Origin of the sequence: Bartonella queenslandensis AUST/NH15, assembly GCF_000312585.1 — a bacterium.
Lineage (GTDB): Bacteria > Pseudomonadota > Alphaproteobacteria > Rhizobiales > Rhizobiaceae > Bartonella > Bartonella queenslandensis_A.
The window spans coordinates 47,508-54,739 of the sequence record NZ_HE997977.1; the positions used below are offsets into that span (position 1 = coordinate 47,508).

The window sequence follows — 7,232 nt, forward strand, 5'->3', positions numbered from 1 at the left end:
GAAAATCTTAAAGGTATACTGCCTTCGACAACGATGATAGACTGCATCTTTAAATCAGTATTCTTCACTGTTGCAGCAAAAGATGTTATGGCAAAAATATTCAACAGAGTAACTGTAATAAAAGCATAAATATATCTCAACATTCTAAGATTCCTTCCTCAATAAAACGCTTATATAAGACAAATCGAAGGGTATTGGTTACATGAGAAGATGCAGTAATATTAGGCACATAAATAGCTAAATTAAAGGAAAAGCTCTTACAATCAAATGCCGTAAAACTCACCTGTGGGATAGGATTTTTTAAAACGCCTTCTGTTGAAGAAGCAATCTCTAACAAAATTTCAACAACACGCTCTGGAGTAACTTTAGATGATACAGTAACTGGGATATCAATTCGTCCTATTTTATTACGTCGTGTCCAATTACTAACGTTATTATTAATAAGGCTTGAATTGGGAATAATAATCGTTTTACGTTGAATGGTCTCAAGTTCTGTTGCACGTACACTAATACGCTTAACAATCCCCCCTACTGATCCAGATTCTATATAGTCCCCTATTTTAAATGGTCTTCCAACTAAAATAATAAGTCCAGAGACAAAATTTTGAACAATATTCTGTAAACCAAAACCAATACCAAGTGAAAGTCCTCCAGCAATAAGAGCAAAATTTCTAAGATCCAAACCTGCCATTGATAATCCTATCAAAGCAGACACAACAACGCCCCCATAACCTACTACTGTTTTGATAGAATTACGGATACCAGAATCAAATTCTCCATGAGCAAACACCACATGATCTAACCAACCAATAAATCGGCGAATAAGGAACCAACAGACACCAAAAGAAATAATTCCTGTTACAAGAGAAATCAAAGAAAGAGTCATATTTCCGATCTGAAAACCAGTCACCGATTGCCACAAAACTGCTTTTAAATCAGAATAGGAAAATCCAAACTGTACAGCAATTGGCATTGCACAAAATACGACAACAAACAAATTGAGAAAAACACTCACAACAATTCCCAATTGATTCATCGTTTTTTCTTCTAAATGAAATCTCTGCATCAAAAGATGACCAACTGTTGTTTTCATAAATTGGCCTTTAGTTCCAAGTGCTTGAGCGCTTTGTATTCCTAAATACATGAGAAGCAAAAATGCTCCACCAATCATAATCTGCTGCATAATAAAACGTGCGAGACCAACATAGCCTAAAAAATTCAACACAAGCAGCAATAATCCCAAACCAATAAGAGGAATGCGTATATAAAATGGCCCAAAATACGGTTCTTTTTTTTCTCCTTGCAAATTCCTACGTCTAAACCGCAAAGGTACAAATGATATTATAAATAGCAATATTGCGACAAGAAAAACAGCAATAAAGCTTTTAGCAATTGTCAAAGATAAAGGCGCTGAAATGATTTGATAAATACTATCAAGAACAGCATCAAAAGCCAAAATTCCCCCTAAAGAAGTGAGTAAAAATACCAATTGAGAAGCAGACGAGGCTGCAATATTGAGAAGACGCACATGAGGCCTATTCGATGATAAAAGAACAACCGCTAACCGATTGATTAAAAAAACTAAAATAATTTGACACCCAATCATATCAAAAACTGTTGTAAGCTTACCTGGATCTAAGTGAAAACTACGAAATAAAAACAACACAAGATAAACGCAAAGAATACAGATAAGCGAAGGTAAAAGAACTGAAACAAAGGCGATCAATAAGCGTTGTAAATACGATATTTCCTCATTAGACTTCGTAAAGTGGCAATACACATGCACAAGAATTTTATGAGCAAAATACGAAAGCCCCAAAGTAATAAAAAGTGGAATCAAAAAAGAAAGAAAAAGCTGTAATAATTTGAAATAAAAGATAAAATTGTACCAAGAGCTCAACAACAAAAGAAAATCTGATGAAGCCTCTTTTGTTTTCTGGACAAGATGTTTAATCATCGGGATTGAAAACTCAAGCCTATCGGTCAGTTTGCGTTTAAAAAGTTCACGAGATTGAGAAATAGAAAGTTCAGCTATTCTGTTTGTCACCAAAAAAACTTCTTCAAACTGAAGCATTATACTATTAATTTTAGCTTTTTGCTCTATCAAATAAGAGTATTTCTTCTCTGAATTTTTCAGTTTTTTTACGTCATGTTGGAGCTCGGTTAATTGATCAAGAAGTGTATTAATTTCATTAAGAGGAGAACGCAAAGCAAATGCTGCCTCCATAGTACGCTCACTGATATTTTGTGCACGTAAGCGCAGTTCTTCCAAAGCACGCTCATCTTCTAATTTTTTATCAAAATCTCTTTTTAAAGCTGCAGTACTTTCTTCAAGATCCTTAATAATAAACTGTTGTTGTTGAATAATTTCATCAATTGAATAAGAAGCTATTGTTTGTTCGACAATTGTATTTTGTGTCTCCCCACTTCCCCAAGCACCAGAATTAAAAACAAAGATAACCCCCCAAAGAAGGAAAAGTTTGTGGATATTTTTTCTACAAAATGAACACATATCTACCTTATACGCACAAAAAGGATTTTATCCCCCCTTTTTTAAAATATGGTATAAGATAGATATTTTCAACTTTTATAGAATAATCTTATAAAAGCTTTCCCTTATTCTATAATACTGATAATAAGAGAAAAAGAAATAGTAAGCTAAACTCAAAGATTAAAGAAGGCACTCTGGCATGTTTTTTTTGCACTTCTATTGCAAAAAAGAAAATTTTCTCCCTTTGACGACTTGGATTTTTCTATCCAGTCTGGGCATGTTTTTAACGGGCAATCTAGGAATGCGTGCTTATTTAATCAAACAATCACACATCAGTCATATCACTAAAACGAATAAACTTTATTTACAAAACAAGTATGACCAGTTGAATGTTACCACGACTGAAAACAAAAAACTTGTAACATTCCATACAGAATCTATTTTTATGGAGATCTTTCAAAAAATCCTAATATTGAATCTCTTTTTAATAAAGATTCCAGCTATTGATACACGACTTCGTCATTTTCAAATGCAATATTTTTCAAATAAACGTGCTCCTCCTAATGAACTCACCTAATCCTCTTCCTTGAATTATAACAATGATCATCTTATTTTACTTGTGCTTTCAACTTTGAATAACTGTTAGATTGCCTATTAGCGGAATACATCATGCGTACATCTGGTTGGTTAACTACCCTTTATTGCTTTATCCTATTAAGCAGCATTTACATTGCTTTACCCAATTTATTTTCACACGAACAGGTTAAAAATTCAAGCTTCTTACCTGACACCCGTGTAGCCCTTGGTCTTGATCTTCAAGGAGGCTCTTCTCTTTTGCTCGAAGTTGATAGCAAAACATTAAAACGCGATCAATTACACATCATCTTAAGCAACGTGCATAATACATTGCGTGAAAAACAAATCCGGACCTCAAGTGTTCGTATCATTGAAGATAGCGTTGTTGCCCTTATTTCTGATGCATCACAAACTGAAAAAGCACTCTCTGCTTTAAAAACATTAATAACCCCCATACACAGTAGCTTTGGTACAACAGAACATAACATCACAATGAGTGCTCAAAATGAAACACTCCGTATCACACTAACGGAAGCGGGCATAAAAGATCGTGTAAGCAACGCTATTGAACAGAGCTTAGAAATTATCCGTCGCCGTATCGATCAAGTTGGTGTTTCAGAACCAGCGATCCAAAAAGTTGGAAATGATCGTATTATGGTCCAATTGCCTGGCTTACAAGATCCAAAACAACTGCGAGATCTTTTAGGCACAACCGCTAAGATGAGTTTTCATCTTGTTCCTTCTAATGTAGATCCCAATAATCCCCCTATAGGTGTTTCTATTCTTCCTGGATATACAGATGAAACACAACGTTATGCAATTTATGATCAAATTGCCTTAGACGGAAATGTCCTTAAAGAAGCCCGCGCTGGTTTCGACCCGCAAATGCCAGGACGTTCTATTATTTCATTTACGCTAGATTCCGTTGGTGCGAAAATATTTGCTGATATAACACGACAAAATATTAACCGTCCTTTTGCCATTGTTCTGGATAATAAGGTTTTAACGGCTCCTACCATCAATAGTGTCATTCCCAATGGACAAGGTCAAATTACCGGAAACTTTGACCCCAAAGAAGCCTCAACTCTGGCTGCTCTGCTCCGTGCTGGTTCCCTTCCCGCCCCGCTCACCGTCATTGAAGAGAGAACGGTAGGCCCAAATCTTGGTGCTGATGCCATTCAAATGGGACTCTACACTGGCATAATTGGTTTTATGCTTGTTGCAATTTTCATTTTTCTTCTCTACCGAATTTGGGGGCTCATTGCCAATATAGCACTAGCGCTCCACACGATTTTAACATTTGCTGCCCTCAGTCTTCTCGGTGCTACGCTGACCTTGCCTGGTATTGCTGGTATTATCTTAGGCATCGGTATTGCTGTTGATGCGAATATTCTCATCAATGAACGTATCCGTGAAGAAAGTCGAAAAGGTGTAAGTGCTTTTGCGGCTCTAGATCGTGGTTTTAAACAGGCTTTTGCAACCATTGTTGATGCGAATGTTACGGCCATTATAGCGACTGTTTTATTATTTTGGTTTGGCACCGGTCCCGTTCGTGGTTTTGCCGTAACAATGTTGCTTGGTATTATCATCTCCATGTTCACAAATATCACTATTGTACGCATCATCATGATTTGGATTGTTCGTAAATGGAAAATTAAAAAATTGCATATTCACTCTGCTTTTAACATTATCCCCCAAAATACCACTTTCCACTTTATGAAAGCGCGATTCATTGGTATTGGCATCTCAATTATTTTATCAATTGCTTCAGTTGTTCTCTTTTTTAAGCCTGGCTTGAATTTTGGAATTGATTTTATTGGCGGCAGCCAAATGAGTATTACCACGAAAGCTCCAGCAGACCTAGCAACTCTGCGTTCCAAGCTTTCTACTCTTAATATTGGTGAAGTAACCCTACAAAATATTGATAATGAAAACACCGTCTTAATTCGCATGCAAAAACAAAGTGGGAGTGAAGCACAACAAACTATCGCCATTGATAAGGTCAAAACAGCTGTACAAAAAATCTATCCTGATACGACATTTGATCAAATAGAAGTTGTTGGTCCCAAAATTTCAGGCGAACTTGCTACCGCTGCGTTTACGGCTGTTATTCTTGCGGCTATTGCTATGACTCTCTATATATGGTTACGCTTCGAGTGGTTCTTTGCCATTGGAGCCATTGTCACGCTCATTTTAGACACCACAAAAATGATTGGTTTTTTTGCTTTATTTCAGTTTGATTTTAATTTAACCGCCATCGCTGCACTCTTAACAATTGTTGGATATTCAATAAATGATAAGGTTGTTGTCTATGATAGGATGCGCGAAAATATGCGCCTTTATAAAAAAATGCCGTTGCGCGAACTGATTGATCTGTCAATTAATCAGGTTCTTGTCCGTTGTTTTTTTACATCAGCCACAACAATTCTTGCCATGCTCCCCATGGCGATATGGGGTGGAAGTGCTGTTCATAATTTTGCATTGCCTATGGTCTTTGGGATTATTATTGCAACATCATCCTCTATCTTTATCGCTGCGCCTATTTTACTCCTACTCGGAAACTGGTGGCGTCAACGAAATAATCGTGCAAATACTAAAGTAAAGTGAAATGAAAGTGCCCTTTAATGTATATGATACCTTTTCATAAAAATATCGTCATTTTCATTTCTTCACTCTTTAATTAAGAATAGTAAATAATCCATGCTCCATGACACCCCCCTAATTACAACGATTGTTGCCGGTTTATGTTTAGCATTTCTTTTAGGAATGATTGCTAGCCGTTTACGTATTTCACCCCTTGTAGGCTATTTGTTAGCTGGTGTTATTGTGGGTCCCAATACAGGCGGATTTAAAATAGATTCCGTTATTATTAATCAACTTGCTGAAATTGGTATTATTTTGCTCATGTTTGGGGTTGGGTTACACTTTTCATTAAAAGACCTTTTATTAGTCAAAGCGATTGCTATCCCCGCTGCTATTGCACAAATGGCATTTTCTACTTTTCTAGGCTTGTGCCTTGGTCTGATTATGGGATGGGGCTTCAGCGGGAGTTTGATCTTCGGTCTTGCTTTATCTATAGCAAGTACTGTTATCCTGCTCCGTGCTTTGCAAGAGCGCCATCTTATTGAAACAGAAAAAGGGCGCATTGCCGTTGGATGGTTGATTATTGAGGATTTAGCAATGGTCCTTATACTTGTCCTCATACCTTCCTTGGCAAATGCCCTCAGCAATACCAAAAAGGAAGCATTGGATCCTCTTGTTCAATGGTTGGATTTAAGTATTTGGGGTATTTTTGGTCTTACCATCCTGAAAGTAATTATATTTATCGCACTGATGCTCATCATTGGGCGACGCGTTATCCCATGGCTTCTAAAAATGAGTGCACAATCGGGATCACGTGAATTATTCCGTCTTAGCGTCTTTGCTATTGCCTTAGGCGTAGCTTTCGGAGCCGCTCATTTATTTGGTGTTTCTCTTTCTCTTGGCGCCTTTTTTGCCGGTATGGTCATGAGCGAATCAGAATTAAGTCACCGTGCAGCTGAAGAATCCTTACCCCTGCGTGATGCCTTTTCTGTTCTCTTTTTTGTTTCTGTGGGCATGTTATTTGACCCAGAAAAACTCTTGACTCATTTTTTTCCTCTCTTAGCGACCTTATTGATTATCGTAATCGGCAAATCTGCTGTTGCTTTTTTCATCGTTAAAGCTTTTCGCTATTCTAATGCAACAGCTTTGACGATTGCTGCAAGTCTTGCCCAAATCGGAGAATTTTCCTTTATCCTTGCTGGTTTAAGTCTAAGCTTAGGCCTTTTAAACAATGACGCTCATGATTTAATTCTTGGAGGAGCAATTTTTTCTATTTTGCTTAATCCTCTTGTTTTCATTGCCTGTAATAAAATAAAAAAACGTCTAGAAAAATTTTCTGCTTCTTCACAAAATACCCAAACAATTATTGATATTGATCCACAAGATCCAGACCAAGATTTTTTACCAATGACCTTAAAAAACAACCATATCGTCATTATTGGCTATGGCCGTATTGGTAAGTGTATTGCATTATCTTTAATAAATAGAGATAAACCTATCGTAATTGTAGAAGAATCAAAACGCCTTTCTGATAAAGCAATTTCAGATGGGTTTGAAGCTATTTGCGGTAATATCATTCAAC

At 36.8% G+C, this 7,232-nt stretch carries 4 protein-coding genes; 3 read left to right on the top strand and 1 reads right to left on the bottom strand.

The window, feature by feature from the left end:
- Positions 1 to 136: 136 nt before the first annotated feature.
- Positions 137 to 2,512 (bottom strand): mechanosensitive ion channel domain-containing protein, encoded by a 2,376-nt coding sequence (locus BN338_RS00830; RefSeq protein ID WP_039758133.1) that lies wholly within the window; start codon positions 2,510 to 2,512, stop codon positions 137 to 139.
- Between the two features lie 178 nt (positions 2,513 to 2,690).
- Between BN338_RS00830 and BN338_RS00835 the strand changes: the two genes are divergently transcribed.
- The 3 genes from BN338_RS00835 to BN338_RS00845 form a co-directional block, all read left to right on the top strand.
- Positions 2,691 to 3,068 carry a hypothetical protein gene (locus tag BN338_RS00835; RefSeq protein WP_039758135.1) on the top strand — a complete coding sequence of 126 codons (378 nt, stop codon included), beginning with the start codon at positions 2,691 to 2,693 and terminating at the stop codon, positions 3,066 to 3,068.
- A 92-nt stretch (positions 3,069 to 3,160) separates the two neighbouring features.
- Positions 3,161 to 5,674, top strand: coding sequence for a protein translocase subunit SecD (gene secD / locus BN338_RS00840; protein WP_039758137.1), 2,514 nt, complete (start codon positions 3,161 to 3,163; stop codon positions 5,672 to 5,674).
- A 93-nt stretch (positions 5,675 to 5,767) separates the two neighbouring features.
- The coding region (locus tag BN338_RS00845) for a cation:proton antiporter domain-containing protein (protein WP_039758138.1) at positions 5,768 to 7,232 on the top strand (1,465 nt) is incomplete at its 3' end.

Bases quoted from the DNA above. Each gene is read 5' to 3' on its own strand.
- BN338_RS00835 (WP_039758135.1), top strand. From the start codon at position 2,691: ATGTTTTTTTTGCACTTCTATTGCAAAAAAGAAAATTTTCTCCCTTTG.
- BN338_RS00830 (WP_039758133.1), bottom strand. From the start codon at position 2,512: ATGTGTTCATTTTGTAGAAAAAATATCCACAAACTTTTCCTTCTTTGG.
- secD (WP_039758137.1), top strand. From the start codon at position 3,161: ATGCGTACATCTGGTTGGTTAACTACCCTTTATTGCTTTATCCTATTA.